General features: G+C 62.9%; 28 protein-coding genes. 12 read left to right on the top strand and 16 right to left on the bottom strand.

The window, feature by feature from the left end; all coding sequences use genetic code 11:
- Positions 1–3: 3 nt before the first annotated feature.
- From ACSKB8_RS25255 to recA, 6 genes are all read right to left on the bottom strand, one after another.
- Entirely contained in the window at positions 4–978 is a 975-nt protein-coding gene (locus tag ACSKB8_RS25255; protein ID WP_370988865.1) for a hypothetical protein, read from the bottom strand.
- Positions 979–1,034: 56 nt separating this feature from the next.
- Complete coding sequence (locus ACSKB8_RS25250; RefSeq protein ID WP_438107147.1) at positions 1,035–1,268, bottom strand: hypothetical protein; 234 nt, start codon at positions 1,266–1,268, stop codon at positions 1,035–1,037.
- A 28-nt stretch (positions 1,269–1,296) separates the two neighbouring features.
- Positions 1,297–2,031: a hypothetical protein gene (locus ACSKB8_RS25245; RefSeq protein ID WP_438107145.1), complete on the bottom strand. Its 735-nt coding sequence runs from the start codon at positions 2,029–2,031 to the stop codon at positions 1,297–1,299.
- Between the two features lie 10 nt (positions 2,032–2,041).
- On the bottom strand, positions 2,042–2,773 hold the full coding sequence (locus ACSKB8_RS25240; protein ID WP_438107143.1) for a hypothetical protein: 732 nt from the start codon (positions 2,771–2,773) through the stop codon (positions 2,042–2,044).
- Between the two features lie 88 nt (positions 2,774–2,861).
- Positions 2,862–3,029 (bottom strand): hypothetical protein, encoded by a 168-nt coding sequence (locus ACSKB8_RS25235; protein WP_438107142.1) that lies wholly within the window; start codon positions 3,027–3,029, stop codon positions 2,862–2,864.
- A 105-nt stretch (positions 3,030–3,134) separates the two neighbouring features.
- Entirely contained in the window at positions 3,135–4,220 is a 1,086-nt protein-coding gene (gene recA / locus ACSKB8_RS25230; RefSeq protein ID WP_091889095.1) for a recombinase RecA, read from the bottom strand.
- Between the two features lie 377 nt (positions 4,221–4,597).
- Between recA and ACSKB8_RS25225 the strand changes: the two genes are divergently transcribed.
- Both ACSKB8_RS25225 and ACSKB8_RS25220 read left to right on the top strand, forming a co-directional pair.
- A complete protein-coding gene (locus ACSKB8_RS25225) occupies positions 4,598–4,789 on the top strand; it encodes a hypothetical protein (protein ID WP_438107141.1) in 192 nt (63 codons plus the stop codon).
- 254 nt (positions 4,790–5,043) lie between these two features.
- A complete protein-coding gene (locus tag ACSKB8_RS25220; RefSeq protein ID WP_164934493.1) occupies positions 5,044–5,211 on the top strand; it encodes a hypothetical protein in 168 nt (55 codons plus the stop codon).
- Between the two features lie 845 nt (positions 5,212–6,056).
- Here the strand turns inward: ACSKB8_RS25220 and ACSKB8_RS25215 are convergent.
- Positions 6,057–6,314 carry a DUF2798 domain-containing protein gene (locus ACSKB8_RS25215; protein WP_370988963.1) on the bottom strand — a complete coding sequence of 86 codons (258 nt, stop codon included), beginning with the start codon at positions 6,312–6,314 and terminating at the stop codon, positions 6,057–6,059.
- A 262-nt stretch (positions 6,315–6,576) separates the two neighbouring features.
- On the opposite strand from ACSKB8_RS25215, the gene ACSKB8_RS25210 reads away from it, so the two are divergent.
- The gene (locus ACSKB8_RS25210) at positions 6,577–6,765 is read left to right on the top strand and encodes a hypothetical protein (RefSeq protein WP_438107138.1); all 189 of its coding nucleotides are present in this window, start codon (positions 6,577–6,579) and stop codon (positions 6,763–6,765) included.
- Positions 6,766–6,929: 164 nt separating this feature from the next.
- On the top strand, positions 6,930–7,175 hold the full coding sequence (locus tag ACSKB8_RS25205; RefSeq protein WP_091889101.1) for a DUF6894 family protein: 246 nt from the start codon (positions 6,930–6,932) through the stop codon (positions 7,173–7,175).
- A 115-nt stretch (positions 7,176–7,290) separates the two neighbouring features.
- On the opposite strand, the gene ACSKB8_RS25200 is transcribed toward ACSKB8_RS25205, so the two are convergent.
- Together ACSKB8_RS25200 and ACSKB8_RS25195 are read right to left on the bottom strand one after the other, a co-directional pair.
- A complete protein-coding gene (locus ACSKB8_RS25200; protein ID WP_176945665.1) occupies positions 7,291–7,545 on the bottom strand; it encodes a hypothetical protein in 255 nt (84 codons plus the stop codon).
- A gap of 104 nt (positions 7,546–7,649) precedes the next feature.
- A complete protein-coding gene (locus ACSKB8_RS25195) occupies positions 7,650–7,943 on the bottom strand; it encodes a hypothetical protein (RefSeq protein WP_438110669.1) in 294 nt (97 codons plus the stop codon).
- A gap of 115 nt (positions 7,944–8,058) precedes the next feature.
- Between ACSKB8_RS25195 and ACSKB8_RS25190 the strand changes: the two genes are divergently transcribed.
- Positions 8,059–8,268, top strand: a complete 210-nt coding sequence (locus ACSKB8_RS25190; protein WP_438107137.1) for a hypothetical protein — start codon at positions 8,059–8,061, stop codon at positions 8,266–8,268.
- A gap of 37 nt (positions 8,269–8,305) precedes the next feature.
- Positions 8,306–8,770: a PaaI family thioesterase gene (locus ACSKB8_RS25185; protein ID WP_438107135.1), complete on the top strand. Its 465-nt coding sequence runs from the start codon at positions 8,306–8,308 to the stop codon at positions 8,768–8,770.
- A gap of 73 nt (positions 8,771–8,843) precedes the next feature.
- Here the strand turns inward: ACSKB8_RS25185 and ACSKB8_RS25180 are convergent, their stop codons facing one another.
- Positions 8,844–9,137 carry an HdeA family protein gene (locus ACSKB8_RS25180; RefSeq protein WP_176945666.1) on the bottom strand — a complete coding sequence of 98 codons (294 nt, stop codon included), beginning with the start codon at positions 9,135–9,137 and terminating at the stop codon, positions 8,844–8,846.
- A gap of 261 nt (positions 9,138–9,398) precedes the next feature.
- On the opposite strand from ACSKB8_RS25180, the gene ACSKB8_RS25175 reads away from it, so the two are divergent.
- Positions 9,399–9,557, top strand: coding sequence for a PilZ domain-containing protein (locus ACSKB8_RS25175; RefSeq protein ID WP_438107133.1), 159 nt, complete (start codon positions 9,399–9,401; stop codon positions 9,555–9,557).
- 44 nt (positions 9,558–9,601) lie between these two features.
- Here the strand turns inward: ACSKB8_RS25175 and ACSKB8_RS25170 are convergent, their stop codons facing one another.
- Positions 9,602–11,638 carry a pyrroloquinoline quinone-dependent dehydrogenase gene (locus ACSKB8_RS25170; RefSeq protein WP_438107131.1) on the bottom strand — a complete coding sequence of 679 codons (2,037 nt, stop codon included), beginning with the start codon at positions 11,636–11,638 and terminating at the stop codon, positions 9,602–9,604.
- A 13-nt stretch (positions 11,639–11,651) separates the two neighbouring features.
- Positions 11,652–11,882: a hypothetical protein gene (locus tag ACSKB8_RS25165; protein WP_438107130.1), complete on the bottom strand. Its 231-nt coding sequence runs from the start codon at positions 11,880–11,882 to the stop codon at positions 11,652–11,654.
- Positions 11,883–12,036: 154 nt separating this feature from the next.
- Between ACSKB8_RS25165 and ACSKB8_RS25160 the strand changes: the two genes are divergently transcribed.
- Both ACSKB8_RS25160 and ACSKB8_RS25155 read left to right on the top strand, forming a co-directional pair.
- Positions 12,037–12,441 (top strand): hypothetical protein, encoded by a 405-nt coding sequence (locus ACSKB8_RS25160; protein WP_438107128.1) that lies wholly within the window; start codon positions 12,037–12,039, stop codon positions 12,439–12,441.
- 109 nt (positions 12,442–12,550) lie between these two features.
- Positions 12,551–12,883, top strand: coding sequence for a hypothetical protein (locus tag ACSKB8_RS25155; protein WP_438107127.1), 333 nt, complete (start codon positions 12,551–12,553; stop codon positions 12,881–12,883).
- Positions 12,884–12,962: 79 nt separating this feature from the next.
- Here ACSKB8_RS25155 and ACSKB8_RS25150 read toward each other — a convergent pair whose 3' ends face one another.
- The 3 genes from ACSKB8_RS25150 to ACSKB8_RS25140 are packed head-to-tail and all read right to left on the bottom strand — an operon-like array spanning position 12,963 to position 14,240.
- On the bottom strand, positions 12,963–13,319 hold the full coding sequence (locus ACSKB8_RS25150; protein WP_438107125.1) for a carboxymuconolactone decarboxylase family protein: 357 nt from the start codon (positions 13,317–13,319) through the stop codon (positions 12,963–12,965).
- A 19-nt stretch (positions 13,320–13,338) separates the two neighbouring features.
- Positions 13,339–13,806, bottom strand: coding sequence for a DUF6691 family protein (locus tag ACSKB8_RS25145; protein WP_091889119.1), 468 nt, complete (start codon positions 13,804–13,806; stop codon positions 13,339–13,341).
- A gap of 5 nt (positions 13,807–13,811) precedes the next feature.
- The gene (locus ACSKB8_RS25140) at positions 13,812–14,240 is read right to left on the bottom strand and encodes a YeeE/YedE family protein (protein WP_438107124.1); all 429 of its coding nucleotides are present in this window, start codon (positions 14,238–14,240) and stop codon (positions 13,812–13,814) included.
- A gap of 90 nt (positions 14,241–14,330) precedes the next feature.
- Between ACSKB8_RS25140 and ACSKB8_RS25135 the strand changes: the two genes are divergently transcribed.
- From ACSKB8_RS25135 to ACSKB8_RS25125, 3 genes are all read left to right on the top strand, one after another.
- Positions 14,331–14,651, top strand: a complete 321-nt coding sequence (locus ACSKB8_RS25135; RefSeq protein WP_128932862.1) for an ArsR/SmtB family transcription factor — start codon at positions 14,331–14,333, stop codon at positions 14,649–14,651.
- A 32-nt stretch (positions 14,652–14,683) separates the two neighbouring features.
- Positions 14,684–16,123, top strand: coding sequence for a cytochrome c oxidase accessory protein CcoG (gene ccoG / locus ACSKB8_RS25130; protein WP_438107121.1), 1,440 nt, complete (start codon positions 14,684–14,686; stop codon positions 16,121–16,123).
- 153 nt (positions 16,124–16,276) lie between these two features.
- Positions 16,277–17,440, top strand: coding sequence for a GNAT family N-acetyltransferase (locus tag ACSKB8_RS25125; RefSeq protein ID WP_438107120.1), 1,164 nt, complete (start codon positions 16,277–16,279; stop codon positions 17,438–17,440).
- An 8-nt stretch (positions 17,441–17,448) separates the two neighbouring features.
- On the opposite strand, the gene ACSKB8_RS25120 is transcribed toward ACSKB8_RS25125, so the two are convergent.
- The gene (locus tag ACSKB8_RS25120) at positions 17,449–18,114 is read right to left on the bottom strand and encodes a DsbA family oxidoreductase (RefSeq protein WP_438107118.1); all 666 of its coding nucleotides are present in this window, start codon (positions 18,112–18,114) and stop codon (positions 17,449–17,451) included.
- Between the last annotated feature and the right edge of the window lie 25 nt (positions 18,115–18,139).

Here is an 18,139-nt window from a genome sequence, read left to right as displayed (position 1 = left end):
CCTCTAAGGCCCAACCAACAATCGGCTTTCGCGATCCCAACGCCAGAGACGTTCATTGGTCAGTTCAGTACCGCCCCACCAACGTTTGATCGTGTTGTGACGCCACATGTCGTCTTCGCGCGCGAGAAGTGAACGCCCGAGTTCAGTCAGCGTGACTTTCCACTCACTCTTGCCGAAATAGCGGGCCTCGTTGTCGAACGCCGGATCGCCCAACAAGACCGGCGGCGCCGAATGTTCCGCCAGTTCGAGCAAGGCATAGCGCGCGTCGTTTCCGTCGAATACATCGCGAAGGCACCTGGCATCGCAGACGCGCCTCGGGTCGGTGTGCCCTTCGTTCACAAAATCCAGCAGATCCATTTCAGTTGCACCGAGTCCCGTCACGCTGTCCGGAAGCTCTTCAAGCATCGCAATGAGCGCCGATCGAAGTCTCGGCAGGACCATCAGATCCGTCATCAGCAGATCGAAACAGGGTGCCGGCGTCGACGCCCGATAGGCCCGCCAGGCGCGGCTTGCCGTCATCAAATGATTGTCGACCACCTTGAAGGCCGGCAGCTTCCATTTTGCGACCGATTGCGGAGCATAGTTCGCAACAATGTCATCCGTATGCACCAAGCTCAGCTTCGTCGTGATCTCCTTGTAGGGGCGAAGAAGGTCGAGCAGCCAGACGAGCACAAGCTGATCATTGGGCAGGGGATCGACCCATACTTCGATTGAGTCGAACTTCGCACACAGCTCAAAGAAACCGATATCGCGCGTGCCGAAACCTTCCAGCGAGCCGCGACAAACGTCGTCGAGCCAATGATCGCCTGGATTACGGTGCTTTTCCGATCGCCGCTCCAGCCCCATCAAAAGTTGCTCCTCGGAAGGTAATTTCCCCGAGACAAAGCGTAGACAGAATCCGAGCGCGATGTTCGCAGCACCCGATTGGCGAAGCGTGTTTGCCGCAAGATCGTTCGTGGCCAGGATCAGATGTGACACGGTCGCCTCTCAAATTGATACGTAATACAGGGGCACTTTTGAGCAACACGCACGCGTTACACCGGCGCAACCAACAAGCGGGTTTGCGAATCCCAGCGCCACAATCGTTCATTGGTGAGAAGCGTACCGCCCCACCAGCGCCGAATCGGGTTGTCGCGGCGGAAATCCTCGCCTGCCAGCACCGCCTTCCCCAGATCTGTAAGCGACAAGCGGGATTGCTTGTATCGTGCGTGACGGAGAGCATCGTCATGCATGTCGAGCGAGAATGGCCCCTCGTCCAGCCCGGACACAGCCGGCACCGGACATCGCGCGAGTCCATCAAGCAGCGCGCCCACTTCCCAGTAGTCGAATACGCGACGCTCGTTGGGCTTCTGATGGCCTGGGAAGACATCGAAGGGCTGCACGTTGCCTGGTGCGATCAACTCGAAGAATCCGCATCTCAGTGGCTCCGAGACCAGTGGCAACGCTCGGAAGCTCTTCGAGCAGGTCAACGGCGCCCCACTCAAGCTGCGGAAGCAAACTCAAATCCGTTTTGAGAAGGCCGAACCAGTCCTGCGGCGTCGGCGCACGATAAGCCCGCCACGCACGAGCTGCCAGTTCAAGGTGATCAGGCGTGAGGTCAACAATCGGCGGGTTCAGCTTGGCAAGCCGCTCCAGATCGACACGACCAACGGCAACGTCCAGCTGACGCATCACGAGTTTGGAAACCGCCGCTCTTTCATTGCCGCAATGGTCGAGCAGCCAGAGCAGAATCAATTGCGCATTCGGCTCTGGCTCCATCCACAATTCGGCCGAGTCGCATTCCGACAGCAGCTCGATCAGTCCACGGTCTTTCACTCCCAACTCTTCGAGACGCCAGGACGGCGTGTCGTCCAACCAATGAAGACCGCAAGACTGCGTCGTGCGCGGCGCAAAGAAAGCCCCCAATTCCTGCTCGGACGGCAGCGGCCCCCAGATGAGCCGGCGCTCGATCGCGATGACGAGATCGGCAAGGTCCGCGCGTAGCAGAGCGCCGGCAGCGGATGAATCTGTTGTCACGATGAGCCGCGTCATGCTCGCAGCCTCACGGTTTCGCCAAGCCAGGGCCGTAGCGCCACAGCCGATCGTTGGTCAGATGCGTGCCGCCCCACCAGCGATCAATCGGATTGTATCGGCTGAAATCTTCCTGATGCGCCAGGATAGCCTTCCCGAACTCGGTCAGCGAAAGGCGGCTGCGCAGATAGACTTCATGCCGAGCCCTCAAATTCTTACGATCGATTGTGCGCAGTTCGTCGCCCAAACCGGCCACTGCTGGCCTCGGGCCGAGCGCGAGCCCCTCAAGCAACGAGCCCAACTCGAATTCTCCGAACACATATGTGCGCCGTTGCGAGCGCAGATGAAACAACCCATTCGTGTTCGCAAACCCTCTTGAAAGAAGCTCCAGAAATCGCATCTCCGTCGCACCAAGCCCTGTCGAGGGCGACGGCAGTTCCGCCAGCAGATCGAGCAAATCTGGCCGCAGCATCAACAAAGCGCTCAGATCGCTGTGAAGAAGATCGATGCATGGCTCCGGCGTCGATGCACGATAGGCCTGCCATGTCATTCTGGCAGTTTCAAACTCCCTTGAGGTGACCGCGAAGGCTGGAATATGCGATGCGGACTTTCCCAGTTCTTCGCCCCTCATCATGATCAGATCATCCGTCACCAAGCGCAGTTTGAGCTTTCGCGCCGGCCAGGCATGAGAGCTGAGGTAATCCAGCAACCAAATCAGCTGCAGCTGATCTACCGGACTCGGGTCGAACCAGAGTTCGATCACGTCGTACAGTTCGCAAAGATCGACAAAGGACAGATCTTTTTGGTCCCTGACGGCGTGAGGCCAATGGATGCCCCAATCTGACCAGTGGTCACCTCGCGGAAGAGCCTCCGAACGCGCCGCAAAAATAGGCGGCAAGCATTTCGGGTGAAGGCAAGGGTCCCCACTGAAAGCGAAAAGCGAACATTACGACGATGTCGGCCAGCTCCGATTTCCCGAGACCGAAGCCGGACGAACTGGTCAGGATCAGCCGCTTCATCGCACCACCTGATCAACGCAACACCAAACGAAACGGGCACCGAAGACGTCGGCAACTCAACGTCCTCAGCGCCCGCTCCTCGCGAAAACTCTACTGCTTTAAGGCTTACTCCGCCGGCTCCTCGCCGTCGGCGTCGCGCTCCGGTGTGCCGGCGAGAATCTGCTCGGCGATCAGGCCGGAGTTCTGGCGGATCGAGGTCTCGATCTTGGCGGTGATGTCGGGGTTGGCCTTCAGGAAGGCTTTCGAGTTCTCGCGGCCCTGGCCGAGGCGCTGGCTGTCATAGGAGAACCAGGCGCCGGACTTCTCGACGATGCCGGCCTTGACGCCGAGATCGAGGATCTCGCCCATCTTGGAGACGCCCTCGCCATACATGATATCGAACTCGACCTGCTTGAAGGGCGGCGCCAGCTTGTTCTTCACCACCTTCACGCGCGTGGTGTTGCCGACGACCTCGTCGCGCTCTTTGATCGCGCCGATGCGGCGGATGTCGAGGCGGACGGAGGCGTAGAATTTCAGCGCGTTGCCGCCGGTCGTGGTCTCGGGCGAGCCGTACATCACACCGATCTTCATGCGGATCTGGTTGATGAAGATCACCATGGTGTTGGACTTGTTGATCGAGGCCGTGAGCTTGCGCAGCGCCTGGCTCATCAGGCGGGCTTGCAGACCTGGCAGCGCATCGCCCATCTCGCCCTCGAGCTCGGCCTTCGGCACCAGCGCCGCAACCGAATCGACCACCAGCACGTCGACCGCGCCGGAGCGCACCAAGGTGTCGCAGATTTCCAGCGCCTGCTCGCCGGTGTCGGGCTGCGAGATCAGCAACTCGTCGATGTTGACGCCGAGCTTGCGGGCATAGACCGGGTCGAGCGCGTGCTCGGCATCGATGAAGGCGCAGATGCCGCCCTTCTTCTGCGCTTCCGCCACCGTATGCAGCGCCAGCGTGGTCTTGCCCGACGATTCCGGCCCGTAGATCTCGACAATGCGTCCCTTGGGCAGGCCGCCGATGCCGAGCGCGATATCGAGCCCGAGCGAGCCCGAGGACACCGCCTCGATGTCCATGGAGCGGTCGCTCTTGCCGAGCTTCATCACCGATCCCTTGCCGAACTGGCGCTCGATCTGAGAGAGCGCGGCAGCCAGGGCTTTACTCTTGTCCATGGAAGATCCTTCGACGATACGCAGGGCAGTGGCGGACATTGGGTCGTGCTCCTTATGGCGAGGATTCGCTAGGGGGACAAACGATTGAGAGGGCGGGCCGGCGATAAAAGTAATGTACCCTATTTGTTCCAGGTTCGCAATATGTTCTTTGCGGCTGTCCCAATCCCTGCTCGTGCCTGAATTCGAAAAGGGGCCGCCCTTCAGCGACCCCTTTGCCGGTTGCAATCTCGTTTCGGGATGAAATTCCAGCCCCGGCGGGAGGCACCGTACCGGTGTCCAGATGCCAAGTGGATTCCGGGCAACTACTGTTCGTAGCACTGTCCTAATTTGCGTCGCGCTGGATCTCTTGAATGCTACGCTATGTAACGCTAATATATGTAGCGTTATCTTTCGTACCCTTGAATCCAGGAGGCGTGATGCAGTCGGTTCTCAAGATCGTTGTGGCGCTGGCCATCTTCGTCGGCTCGGCCTCGACGCAAGCGCAGACATCGAACACTCCGATCTCATCGGGCGCTCCGAAAGTCGGTGCAAAAATTACGAAGAAATCGCAATTGCACGACGGCTGCCACAGCCGGCACGCGCAGATGCTTGGTAAGCCCTGCCACTAAAGCGCGATGACGAAGAATCGTCATCGCGCTTTAGTCCATTGTTTGAGCATGATCTCCGCGCAAACGCGTTCGGCGTTTGTCGCGAGGAAAAACCGCTGCACACTTTGCGCTAATGGGATCCTCGTCCGAAACTGACGCGCATCAAAGACGCGCGGGCCTTGGCGCCGTCATAAATCCTTAATCCTGAGGCACCGAACCTTTTCGCGGTCTGTGGCCTTCTTCGGGATGGGACCGCAACTCTGGGGACCCCTGTCATGACTGAAGACACACACCACGGCGCCATCAGGCGCAACCACCTCCTGGAGGCCGCGCAGGAGGAGATGATCAAGTTCGAGCGCAAGGAGAACGAGTTTCGCAAGAAGGACCGTGACGAGCGCGCCGCCGAGCTGCGGTTGCCTCTCGGCGAGATCAAGGTTCACTAAAGCCCACGACGGCGAGCGGCAGCGCCTGGGCACACGTTGCAGAACCTGACCGCCGCGAGCGGCTGCCGTTGAATCAAGAGAATCCAGCATCGCGCGCCGCGATGCGCTGGGCTGAGCACCCGGCGTGGTTATGGTATCTAAATACTTCCAGTAAGCCATTGATGAAATGACGAAATCACCCCACAGCCTACTGTGCATGGGGTTGTTTTCCACCTTTTTTGAAAGATTGGTGCCATTCACCATCGACGAAGCGCGCCGGCGCGGAGCTCCGGGCCGCCTCCCCCGCACCTGCGCTGACGCCTCGCTATAGCAAGGCCAGCAGCACGAGACCGATCACCAGCACGACGAAGCCAGCCGCCGTCGCGGCGGCGAAAGACCGCTCTACGTTATCCATGATGCCACCCCGTTGCCGCCGCGCCACGTTTCCCCCATGGCTGCGCCGGACGGTGTGGAATCTTGCCGACCCGTGTGTCGCCAGTTGTGCGGACGGATGTCGAAATTGGGACGGGCGCGAGGCCAGTCTGCGGCCCGCGCGATCGCGGCTTCCCCACTGACACCGTCAGGCGCGTGTAAGCCTGATCGCCTAGTCTCGACGTGCCCGGTGGACCAACACCGGGTCTCCATACCCAGCCGACGACCCCGCTCCCCGCGAGCGGGGTTTTCTGTTTGCGGGCATGGACGAAAGCGGCGCGACGAACGTGACGCCGGCCCCCGCTCCGCTTTGGCCGCCTGTCAGGCTGACGTAAGTCGAACCAGTTAGGGTCTCTTGGCTATGGTGTTGCAGCCCAGCACCTCAGCCTCCAACAACTCTTTGCCCCGCTTGGCTCTCCCCAGGCGGGGTTTTTTCATGGCTGCTTGCTGGTTCGCAGCTCCCGCTCCTCCCGCGTCAGCCGCAGCGAGACGGCGCGGATCGCGGGCGCAGCCAGCAGCACGATCGGCAGCATCGCGGCCCAAGCGATCAGCCACGACACCATCCAGTGCCCGAGGAAGACCCTCGCGCTGCCTGCGGGAAGGCTGGCGATGCCTGCCGCGATCAGTGAGGTCAGCCCGGACTGGATGATGCCGAAGACGAAATGAGAATAGCGGCGGGGAATGCCGAGCATGAGGCGCCCATGGTTGCTTGCCGTCATCGGGCCAAGCAAGGCCCATGCCGTCGCGCGCGGATTGCTCCGTGGTTCTCCGACCATGAACAGAGTTCCGGGGCGGCGCGCAAGCGGCGCCGAATCCGACCTCGTTTGCTTTGGAGTGCGCGCCCTCGCGGTTTCCGTCAACGGTCCGGGACTTATCGACAGATTTCACTTGTCGCGGGCATATGATGACGCCCAACATGTTACGGGCATGGAAGGTGAATCGTGGGAGGTGACCATGAATCACAGGGGCGTCGAGTTCACCGTCGCCAAGACGGCGGTTCCTGACGTCTGGCAGTGGCAGTTCCGCATCGGCGAGCAGATCAAGACCGGCAGAACTGAGACGAAGATCGACCTCTTGGCGATCCGGCGGGTGCAGTTGCGCATCGACCGAGAACTGAAGGCCATCGAGCGCAAGACGGCCTGAGCAAGACGGCCTGAACCGGCCGGTCTGGGTGAGATCAGCGGCCGGCGCGGCGCCCCGCAGGGTATATCCCGTAGCCGCCCGGAATTGATCTGACCGGGGTTTGGGATTGCACTGCGCGCCCGTGGCCTTGGGGTTGGGCCGTCACGCGTTGATCGGTGCCAGCCATGCCGCTCTACTTCTTTCGAATCCGGAACGGCCGTTATTCCGGCTGCGCGGACCAGGCGAGCGAATTTGCCGATCGCGATTCGGCCTGGAAGGAGATGACCAGCGTCTGCGCTGACATGGCCGCCGGCATCGCCCGCAAGCTCCAGCAAAATTCCGAATGGCACATGGAGCTGCTGGACGAGGCGAAAGAGCCCGTATTCCGGATCCGCATCGTCGCAGAGACGATCGAAAAGGTGAGCCCCTAAAGCGCGATGCGACTAGGACGAATCGTCGTCGCGCTTTACGCTCTTGTTTGAGCATGATCTTTTGTTTGAGCATGATCTTTCCGGAAAACCGCTGCACACTTTTCCGGATCATGCTCTAATCCGCGCTGGGCAGCCGCCGCATGGTGAATTCGATGTCGCCGCCGGGCAATTCGCGCCAGGTCTCGACCGCGCTCATATAGCCGGCCTTGGGGTAGCGGGCGAAGAAGGCCTCCGCCCTTGCCCGTGCCGCTGCGCGCGGCAGCGTGAAGGTCTCGCGCAGATAGCCGTCGCCGGTCGGATGGCCCGGCTTGCCGCCCATCTTGCGCCGGCGTGCCATCCGTTCGGCGAGATCCCGCGGACGATCGGCCATGTCCCGTCCTCCTCTACGCAATACTCTCTTGCGAGATGTAGGAGGCCGGCAGGGCAAAGAGGAGTCCCACCCAGAGGCGTCAACCACCCCCGAGCGGCGGCAGGTTAATTGGCGGCCGTGCCGGATTTCTTCTTCGGCGCGCTGGTCGCGGCCGAGGCCTTCGGCGCCGCCGACTGCTTCGGCGGATCGGAGCGCATGCCGCCCCAGGGATCGTTGGACGCCTTGGAGTCCGGAATCTTCTTCAGCGTTTCCTTATAGGCCTTTTCACGCTCGGCGTCCGCGGCCTTCTCCTCGGGGGTCTTGCCCGGGCCTTCCTGCAGCAAATTGAGATTGGGCATTTGCGCGTAGGCCGGTCCCGCCAGCACGGCCAGCACCGCGGCCAAACGGAAAAGCTTCATCATCCACTCCTTGATCATCCATGAAGCGCGGATCGCCCGCGCCTTGTCATCCTTGTCGCGGCCGACCGCGACCTCAGGGCCGCTAGAGCCGGTCCGATCTGCACGATTTCGGCGCATGCAGCCAGTCGTCCCAGATCGGGCCGCATTTGGTGCACCCGTTCAGCGCAAGGCCGAGCGCAGCCAGACAAAAGACCAGGACACATCGACGCAACATCATCCACCCGTACCCAAGCGAGCCATCATATCGGGCGAAGTCGGGCATTTTCAAGCCGAAGAGACCGGCGCCGGACCGGGTGACTTTGCCGCGCCGATGCGCGCAGAATGAGGCGAAACATCCGGCCATCATGGAGGGAACGACAGCAATGCAAACGCAGCCAGACGCCGAGTTCGGCATCTCTGACGCCAAACGCATCCTCGGCGAGGTCTTTGCGCCCTGGGTCCAGGATCTCGACCTCTCGGTCGAGCGCATCGAGCACGCACAGCCAGCGGATGCGCCGGACTGGCAGCCGGGTGCCCTGCTGCGCATGCCGTTTTCGGAACGGCTGTGCCGGAACGGCGGCGTGGTCTGCGGCCAGGCGCTGATGGCGCTCGCCGACACCGCGATGGTAATCGCGATCCTCGCCGCCAACCGCGGCTATCGTCCGATGACCACGGTCGACCAGACCACGCATTTCATGCGCGCAGCCTCCTCGTCGGACGTGCTGGCGGACGCGCGCGTGGTGCGGCTCGGGCGCACCATGAGCTTTGGCCGCGTCACGCTGCTCTCGGCCTCCGACAACAAGCCGATTGCGATGGTGTCGAGCGCGTTCGCGATGCTGCCGGGCTGAGCGTGTTTCGAAAAGAAGAGAGCCGCCAGGCGCGCCGCGGCTCTCGACAAATCCCATGTCGAGACAGGAAACGCTACTTGCCCAGCACCTCGTCGGCTGCGGTCACGATGCTGACGTTCGGATTTTTTCCGCAATAGGCGCCGAACTTCTTGGCGTTCTCGATGAACACGTCGGTGTCGATGATCGCGTTGTCCTCGTCGCCCTTGTACCAGCCGTCCATCCAGGTCAGTACGACTTGGATGTTGTCTTCGCCGCTCTCGAGGAATTGCTTGCAGCTCATGGTCGAGAGGTCCCACTTGACGGCGTGGGCGGGCATGGACGACAGCGAGAGCGCTGCAGCGAACAGAATCGAAAGCATGGTCTTCATCAGTATCTCCATCGGCGCGTAGCGCCATAAAAGGCTTGTCAGGAAAGTCGGCGGAGAGATTGTCCGCGTCAATGTGGTAAACGAAGTCTGAAGCGCTGTGCAAGTAGCGCCAGTATTGAGTTGAGTTCAAGGTAATTTCTATGCGCTATTTCACAATGGTCATTGTGGATGAACGCGAATGATTGAGAGGCGTGAAACGCAGCGTCACCGTGTTTTCAAGGGGGCAGGATCACCTTTGAAAATAGCGGAATCGCATGCACGGTGAGAAACATATCGACCGGCGGCGCTGCCGTCGATCTCGACGGCCCCACAACGCTGCCGCAGAGCTTCAAGTTATCGATTTCGTGCGACAATTTCGTGCGGACTTGCCGCCCCGTGTGGCGCAGCGACAAACGCGTCGGCCTTGCTTTCGTGCAATAGCGCGCGCGATGTGAACGATCGTTCGCATCGCATCCACAACACGATCATGATCGCGCGATACGACGGCGGCGACGCCAGCGCAGGCTTGCAATCGCGAACGCGACGACCGCGAGCGCGATCACTGAGGACGCCGCAAGAAAACGTCCACCGGGACGATCGATGGTGCGCGACCATAGCGAGGGCGCCTCGCCCGGCCGCGCTAGGCGAAACGCAACGACGCTGTCGCCGATCGAAGTGCCTGCCTCGGAGTGGCCGCCGGCGCCGATCGCGACATATTGCTCGCCCTGCCAGAGATAGGTCATGGGATTGGCGACGCCCGGGACCGGCAACCGGCCCTGCCACAGCTCCCTGCCGCTCCGCGCATCGAAGGCGCGCAAATAGGCGTCCATCGCTCCGGTGAAGACGAGCCCGCCTGCGGTGACCGCGAGCCCGTTGACGAGCGGCGCGCCCCACGGCAGCGGCACGCCGAGCGGTGCAAGATCCTCGGTGGTGCCGACCGTCGAACGCCAGAGGATTTTTCCGGCTTTCAGATCGACCGCGACCATCTCGCCCCAGGGCGGCTTGTTGCAGAGCAAGCCGAGCGGCGACGTCACCACCGCGCGCGTCATCGCGAACGGCGTGCCACGCTGCTGGCCGAAATCATGACCGGGCGGCGGATTGAACCCGACAGCTTCCGCGCGCGGGATCAGCTTGACGCGATGCACGGCGCGGCTGGTGTTGACGTAGAGGATCTGGCTGACCGGATCGAAGGCCGCACTGCCCCAGTTCACCCCGCCACCGGTGAACGGAAACAACAGCGTGCCCTGCCTCGAAGGCGGCGTGAACAGGCCCTCATTGTGCGCCTCCGCGAATTGCCGCTCGCAGGACGAGCGGCGCAGCGCAGGCAATAGCGCGAGCGCATCATCGGTCGAGATCGTCTGTGACGTCAGCGCGGGCACGTGCGTCGGGAACGGCTGGGTCGGCGACAATCTTTCCCCTTCCGCGCCGTCCTGCGGCACGGCGCGCTCCTCGACGGGCCACACCGGCTTGCCGGTGTCGCGATCGAGCACGAAGACAAACCCCTGCTTGGTCGGCTGGATCACGACATCGCGCTGGCCGTCACCCGTGTCGAGGCGCGCCAGCGTCGGTTGCGCCGCCAGATCGTAGTCCCAGACGTCGTGATGCACGATCTGAAAGGCCCATACGAGTTCGCCGGTCTCGATGTGCAGCGCGACCACCGAATTGGCGTGCTCGTTGTTGCCCGGCCGCTTGCCGCCCCAGAAATCCGGCGAGGGCGACGACGTCGGCAGGAATACGAGTCCGCGCGCGTCATCGACCGACATCGGCGCCCAGACATTGGCGTGACCGGCTTCGATGCCTTCGCGCTCGAGCGGCTCGAAGGTCCAGCGTGGCTGGCCGCTGCGCGCATCGAACGCTCGCACCACGCCGCTCGGCGCATCGACGCGGCGGTTGTCGCCGATCGCAGATCCGACCACGACGACACCGCGGCCGACCGCCGGCGGCGAGGTGATCTGGAATTCGCCCGGCCATTCCAGGGCCATTCCGATATCGAGCTTGATCTCACCGCCATTGCCAAAACCGGCACAGGGCATGCCTGTCTTCGCATCGAGCGCGATCAGGCGGACGTCGTTCGTTCCCATGAAGATGCGCGCGCGGCAGGCCGCATCCGGCGGTGCCGTGTCGTCGACCCAATAGGTGACGCCGCGGCAGACATAGCGATTGGCGGGACGCTGGTTGATAGCGATCTTCGGATCGTAGCGCCATTTCTGCGCGCCCGTGCCGGGATCGAGCGCGATGACCTCGTTGAAGGGCGTGCAGAAGATCAGGCTATCTTCGACGAACAGCGGCGTCGCCTGGAATTTGGTTCGCCGCATCAGCTCGGGCGAGCGTGCCGTGAGATCGCCGGTGTGATATTCGAAGGCGCGGACGAGTTGGCCGACATTGCCCGGCGAGATCTCCCGCAATGGCGAGAAGCGCGAACCGCCGGGATCGCCGCCCCAGCTCTCCCAGGCGAAGCACGGCGGCACGGCAAACGACAGGAGCGTAACGAATGCGGCAGCAACGCGCAGGTGGATCCGCAACGCCCGCCTCGTTCTATTTCGACTTCTTGGCAGGTTCGCTGGGGCGGGCCCCACCCCACGGATCGTACTTTTCCTTGGGCTCGGGAATGCGCTCGAGCGCGGCCTTGTAGGCCTTTTCGTCGACCTTGGGCTTGTTGTCCGCCTTGGCGTCGTTGCCATGGCGCTTGCTGCCGGCGCCCATCTGCGCCTGAGCCAAGCTTCCCGCCAGCGCCAGCACCGCGGCCGCTATCACCAAAATCCTCATGAATGCAACCCCCCTCGCCTGGGGTACAAACTAGCCTGCAATCCCGTAATAGCAAATGCCGCGGGTTCCAAGACTTCAGCAAATCTTGATCGGGCGGGACTTCGCCCGATCGCATTCGTGCCTATGTGTTGGCGCGCAGGGGGGACCTTCAAGTATGTTGCGGATCATTGCTCATGCGGCGCTTCTCGCCGGCGCGCTCGCACTCGGTGCCTGCGGCTTTGCCGACAGCCGCGCGCCGGTGCCCGAGTTCATGCGCATGAAGGAAGCCGAGCAACCGCCACCCGAGCCGGCCCCCGACGTCAAGCGCGTGGTGCGCGAGCAGATCGACGTGGTCTTCCTGAACACGTCCTATCCGCGTGAGGTGCACGTAGCCCCGCCCCATCGCGAGGTGCGAGGACCGGGCTGGACGGCCTGCGTCCGCGCACAGCTCACCTCCGCGACTGGTACGTCGCTGGGCGCCCAGACCTACATCGTGACCATCACCGGTGGAAGGGTCGTCGACCGCCGGCGTGCGGAAGCCGACGACATCTGCTGGACCGAGACTTACCAGCCGATTTAGGAACAAATCGCTCTAACGAAGCTGCGGTTCCGGGAAAAACCAGCATCGCCGACGGGAACGAACACCGCCTCCCTTTCTTGTTACCGCCGAGGGCAGTTTCGAGGAGGACATGATGAGGACGTTGACTGTTGCGCTGTTGGCGGGCGTCGGTGCTTTGGCAGCCGCATCGAGTGCGAAGGCTTCCGACATCTACACGAGCAGCGAGTACACCAATCCGGATCTCGTCCAGCAGGTACGACTTGTCTGCGACGACGCCGGCCGCTGCTATCGCACGCGCGGCGGTTCGCGTGTGATCGTGCGAGATTCCGATGACTACATGCCGCGCGAACGCTATTATGAACGTCGGATCTACCATCGCGATTGGGATGACGGCCCGCGCGCCGGCGTCGGCATTCGCGCACCCGGCGTCAGCGTTGGCGTCGGTGTCGACGATCGCTGGTAATCGATGAAGTCTTGATGGCCGGGACCGGACGAGACAACTCGCCCGGTCCCGTTCGCATGATCGTATCGAATGACCGCAACTAGGCGACAACCGATTGTTGCTGAAACTGCTCGTAGGCCGCGATCGCGTCCGCAGCATACATCAACGACGGGCCGCCGCCCATATAGACCGCCATGCCGAGCGTCTCCTCGACCTCCTGGCGCGTCGCGCCGAGCTTGACGAGCGCTTCGGTGTGAAAGCCGATGCAGCCGTCGCAATGCGCAGCGACGCCAAGCGCCAGCGCGATCAGCTCCTTCGTCTTCTTGTCGAGCGCGCCGTCGTGCGTGGCCGCCTGAGCGAGTGCGGCAAATCCCCTCATGGTGTCGGGAATGTCGCTGCGCAGCTTGCGCATGTTGGCCGAGATTTGCCGCGTGATCTCGGGATAATTCTTGTCCATGATTTACTCTCCGGTTACTTCAGGTTTCGAGCGGATCGGCAGGGGTGACGAAGCGCGTCAGCGACGGCAAGCGGGCGATGAAGCGCGCCAGCACCATGCCGGCACTCATCGCCGCGACAAAGATCACGGCGGACACCGATCCAAAACCGAGCGCGGTCAGCGCCGGTCCCGGACAGAAGCCTGCCAGTCCCCAGCCGATGCCGAAGATCGCGGGACCTGCGATGATCCTGGGATCGATGTCCCTTCGCGTGGGAAGATAAAACCGTTCAGCGAAGAACGGACGCGCACGCCTCAGGACGCGGTTGAAGCCGATGAAGGTCACCGCGACCGCACCGGCCATCACGAAGGCAAGGCTCGCATCCCACGTTCCCGCCGAAATGCCGCCGATGTCGAGGAAGTTCAGAACCTTGGCCGGGTTCGACATGCCAGACACGATGAGGCCGAGACCGAAGATCAGGCCGACGACGAATTGAACCAGGATAGCCATCGGCGTCAGTTCCAGTGCCGCATCACGAAGACCGTCGCAACGCCGGTCGCCATGAAAGTGATGGTCGCAACCAGTGAGCGCGCTGAGAGCCGCGACAGGCCGCAGACGCCATGGCCGGAGGTGCAGCCACTGCCCCACACCGAACCAAAACCGGTAAGCAACCCGCCGACGATCAAAACGGCCGGCCCGGCCGCGATCGTCTGCGCCGGTAGACTTCCGGTGACGAACAGCGCCAGCACGGGTGCGGCGACGAGACCGGCGACGAAGGCGAGCCGGCCGGCGAACTCGCCGTCCTCGTAAGGCGGAAACAGCCGTGCCGCGATGCCGCTGACGCCGGCGATACGTCCGTTCGCCCACATCAGCAGAACGGCGGACAACCCGATCAGTGCACCGCCGACGAGGGAGGCGATCGGCGTAAATGATGTCGAAACCATCAGACCCTCCGCAGCGAGAGCACCTTTCAGGAACCCCGCACCAACGATTTAGTACTTTCTTATTTTCGGATATACTAATATATAGCACCCATGAAGCGCAAGCCCCGGAATCAAGAATTGCTCGCTCTGGAGGAGAAGGCCGAGGAGGCCTCCCGCCTCCTCGCCGCCATGGGTAACCCAAAACGGCTCCTGGTTCTCTGCAACATGCTGGATGGCGAAAAGTCCGTCGGCGAGCTCGCCGACATCGCGGGCTTGTCGTCGGCGGCACTATCCCAGCATCTCGGAAAGATGCGCGCATTGAGCCTGGTCAAACCCAGACGGGAGGGTCAGACGATATACTACAGCATCGCGAGCCAGGAGGTCCGCTCGGTGCTGGAGACTCTGTACCGCCTCTTCTGCGCACCGGAATAGGTCTTCGCTGGCAATAACGCCGGGAGCGCGGCATGACCGACGATACTTTCATCGAGGGACCTCTCTACGAGAAACGCAAGAAGGTCTATCCGCAGTCGGTCCGCGGGCCCTTCCGCCGCATCAAATGGGCGATCCTCTGCGTCACGCTCGGCACCTATTATCTGCTGCCGTTCGTACGCTGGAATCGCGGCCCCGGCCTGCCGGATCAGGCCGTGCTGATCGACTTCCCGCATCGCCGCTTCTATTTTTTCTTCATCGAGCTGTGGCCGCAGGAGGTGTACTACTTCACCGGTCTGCTGATCATCGCGGCGATGACGCTGTTCCTGATGAACGCGGTCGCAGGCCGGCTGTGGTGCGGCTACATGTGTCCGCAGACGGTTTGGACCGATCTGTTCTACGCAGTGGAGCGCTGGGTCGAGGGCGACCGGCGCGAGCGCATGCTGGGCGACAAGCGCGGCTGGACATTCGATCACATCCGAAAAGTTGCCCTGAAGCACTTCCTCTGGATCATGATCGCCTGGTGGACCGGCGGCGCCTGGGTGCTCTATTTCGCCGATGCGCCGACGCTGGTGAAGGAGCTCGCGACGTTCCAGGCGCCATTCATCGCCTATCTCTGGATCGGCATCCTGACTGCCACGACCTACCTCTTCGCAGGCCACGCCCGCGAGCAGATGTGCATCTACATGTGCCCGTGGCCCCGCATCCAGGCGGCGCTGACCGACGAATGGGCGCTCAACGTCACCTATCACCGCGACCGCGGCGAGCCGCGCATGTCGGTGAAGAAGGCGGAAGTCGCCCGCGCCCATGGCGACGTCGCCGGCGACTGTGTTGACTGCCACCAGTGCATCAATGTCTGCCCGACAGGCGTGGATATCCGCCATGGAATCCAGCTCGGCTGCATCCAGTGCGGCCTGTGCATCGATGCCTGCGACAACGTCATGCGCGAGATCGGTCGGCCCGCCGGCCTGATCGGCTACGACACCGACATCAACATGCAGCGCCGGCGCGACGGCAAGCCGCCGATCTATCGCATCATCCGCCCGCGCACGCTGATCTACGCCGCAGCAATCGCAATCGTCGGCAGCATCATGCTCTACGCGCTCGCGACGCGCGCGACCATGGACGTCAACGTGCTGCACGAGCGCAATCCCCTCTTCGTCCAGCTCTCGGATGGCGGGGTGCGCAACGACTATATCGTGCGCATCCTCAACAAGGGCGCAGAACGATCGTTTGTGCTCGAGACCTCGGGACTGCCCGGCGCGACCAGTCGCGTCGCCGGCATCGAGGCCGGACCGGACGGCAAGCCGGTCGTCGCGGTCGGGCAGGACCAAACCCGCGAGGTGCGCTTATCCGTGCAGGTCGGCCCGGCACATTTGCCGCAGACGTCCCGCGACATCGACATCACGATCACGGACACTGCCGGGGGCGGACGGGCAAGCGCCCGCGACCATTTCGTCCCGGGTGACCAGTAGCAAGCCTCCGGCGACTCGCCGCCTCTCGGGATGTTCAACGAGACGTTAACACTACTGCTCGAATTGAGGCAGCGTCCCAACGGTATTTTCCAATCTTTGCGCTAAGCATCGCCGTAACGCGGCCTTGGACCGCGTGAACGGGGACGACGGGACGTGGTCGACATCGCGCAGCAGGCAGCGGTCAATCCAGCATCTGCAAGGGATGCCGCGCGCGCGCGCGTTGCGCTCACCTCCATCGACCCCGGTCAATGGCGTGCGCTCGCGCAACGCACGATCGAACCGAACGGCTATTACCTGCCGGGCTGGGCGCTTGCCGTCAGCGCGACCGCGCGCGGCCACACCGGGGCCTCAGCGCTTGCTGCATTCGACGCATCTTCGACGCGCCTGATCGGGCTGATGCCGGCGATCTCACTCTGGCGCGCCTGGAAAATTCCCCTGCCCGCGCTGGTGAGCGCGCATCCCTATGGCACGCTGTGCAGCCCGCTGATCGACCGCGACGCCCCGATCGAGGCCGCCACACGTCTGTTGCAGCAGGCGCGCGAGGCCGGAGCCGATGCGCTCGTGCTGAACGACGTCGCGCTCGACGGCGCTGCGATGACCGCTCTCAATCAGGTTCTGAATCGTGATGGCCTGAAGCCGCGCCTGCTCAGCTCCTACATCCGCGCCAGCCTCGATGCGACGCATGACGGCGAGACGCTCTTGCGCGAGGCGCTCGGCGCCAGGAAGCTCAAGGAGCTGCGGCGCCAGCGCCATCGGCTCGAAGAAAACGGCCCCGTCGCGTTCGAGGTCGCGCGAGGGCGCGACGAGGTCGGGCCCGCGCTCGAAACGTTCTTGCAGCTTGAGGCAAGCGGCTGGAAGGGCAAGCGCGGCACCGCGCTGATCCAGCATGCAGGCGATACGACCTTCATCCGTCGCGCCGTCGCGGCGCTGGCAGAAACCGCGCAATGCGAGATCGTCACGCTTCGTGCCGGCATGACGCCGATCGCCGCCGGAATCGTGCTGCGGCACCAGGACCGCGCCTTCTTCTTCAAGCTCGGCATCGACGAGCGCTTTGCGAAATATTCGCCGGGCGTGCAGCTCACGCTCGACCTCACCCGCCACCTCTGCGCCGATCCCGCCATAGCCAGCGCGGATTCGATGGCGAGTGCCGATCACCCCATGATCAATCCGATCTGGCGGGGACGTTTCGCTATCGGTGACGTGCTGATCCCGCTGCGGCGGAATGATCCGGTCGTCGCGCTCATTCATGCTGCGCTGACCGGCCTCAACGTCGCGCATCAGGCCGCGCGACGCGTGGTCCATCGGCTCCGCAAATAAGCGAAAGACTACTCCGCCGCCTGCGCGTTGATCTCCGCCGAGACCTGGCGGATCGCGCGGGCGAGCAAGTTCGGATCCTGCGCGCCGGAGACGGCGTATTTCTGTGCGAACACATAGGTCGGCACGCCGGAGATGCCTTTCTCGGCGGCCTCCTGTGCGTCCGCCGACACGCGCGCGACGTCCTCGTCGGTGGCGAGGCGCTTGCGCACGTCGTCGGCATCGAGGCCGACATCGGCGGCTGCCTGCACCAGCACGTTCACATCGGTGAGATCGCCGCCGTCACGGAAATAGAGCTCCATCAGGCGCTGCTTCATCTCCGGCGCCTTGCCGATCGCCTCGGCCCAGAGGATCAGGCGATGGCAATCGGTCGTGTTGGGCTGGCGCGCCACCATCTCGGGCCGGTAGACGAGGCCCTCCTCGCTCGCAGCCGCGACGACCCGGCCGGCAATGCCCTTGTAAGCCTCGACCGAGCCGAACTTCTTGGTGAGATAATCCTCGCGGCTGATGCCCTCGCGCGGCACCCAGGGATTGAGGAAGAACGGGCGAAAATTGAGTTTGACCGGAACATCGGGCACGAGCGCCAACGCGCTCTCGATCCGGTGCTTGCCGATATAGCACCAGGGGCACACCACGTCGGAGACGACGTCGATCTGGAGCGGTTTCAGCGTGCTCATGGGCGGCGCCTCCTTCGGGCGATGC

This window comes from Bradyrhizobium sp. BR 1432, from assembly GCF_051547705.1.
Taxonomy (GTDB): Bacteria; Pseudomonadota; Alphaproteobacteria; order Rhizobiales; family Xanthobacteraceae; genus Bradyrhizobium; species Bradyrhizobium zhanjiangense.
Note: the sequence above shows the minus strand (reverse complement) of the source record. Positions and strands in the feature narration are given on the sequence as shown.